Below are 883 nucleotides of genomic sequence, written 5' to 3'. Positions count from 1 at the left end.
GGGCCAGGGTGACCTCATCGGCGTACTCCAGGTCCCCGCCCACCGGAAGGCCCGAGGCCAGCCGGGTGATGCTGATGCCCAGCGGCCGCAGCGCACGAATTAGGTAGGTGGCCGTGGCCTCGCCCTCCAGGTTCGGGTCGGTGGCCACGATCAGCTCGGTGATCGACTCATCGCCCAGTCGGGCGAGCAGCTCGCGGATGTGCAGCTGCTCCGGGCCGATGCCTGGATCGGGTTGATGGAGCCACCCAGCACGTGGTACTTGCCGTTGAAGGCGCGCGTGCGCTCAATGGCCAACACGTCCTTGGACTCCTCGACGATGCAGATCTTGCTGCCGTCGCGGCGTTCATCCCGGCAGATCGCGCAGATCTCCTGCTCGGTGATGTTGAAGCAGATCTGGCAGAACTTCACCTTCTCCTTCACCGTCTGGATGGCGGCCGCCAACCGGGTCATATCACCCGGATCGGCATCGAGGATATGGAAAGCGATGCGCTGCGCGGACTTCGGACCGATGCCCGGAAGCCGACCGAGCTCGTCGATCAGTTCCTGAACTGCTCCCTCGTACACTGCTGCTCTCTTTCCTTGCTGGGCGAACCCGTGCTGGCTGGCCCGGGTTCGCGTACTAGATTAGCGTCTCACACCGACACTTACCCGTGGCGGGCGGCGCAGCTAGAGGCTGCGGCGAAGTTCCACCGGATTGCCGTTGGTGTCACGCTGTTCGATCACCACGCCGCCCAGCAGCCGTTCGATGGCCGGCACCCCGATCAGGTTCGAATCCTCCACCGCGATGTCATCATCGCTGGGCACGAACTCATCCGGCTCCGGTTCCGGCTGCGGGTGGGGCGCTGCGGTGCCGAACGCTGCGGCTGGCCCCAGGACCCGGCGG

1 protein-coding gene and 1 pseudogene are annotated in these 883 nt (G+C 65.7%); both read right to left on the bottom strand.

Going from position 1 to position 883, the window contains the following annotated elements; translation table 11 throughout:
• Positions 1 to 564, bottom strand: a pseudogene (recR, locus tag JCM19049_RS15790) (recombination mediator RecR); the annotation flags it as partial.
• Between the two features lie 102 nt (positions 565 to 666).
• On the bottom strand, positions 667 to 883 hold a 217-nt coding region (locus JCM19049_RS15785; RefSeq protein ID WP_279403396.1), incomplete at its 5' end, for a hypothetical protein.

This window comes from Arthrobacter sp. JCM 19049 (assembly GCF_001310435.1).
This window is presented reverse-complemented; position numbering and strand designations above follow the sequence as displayed.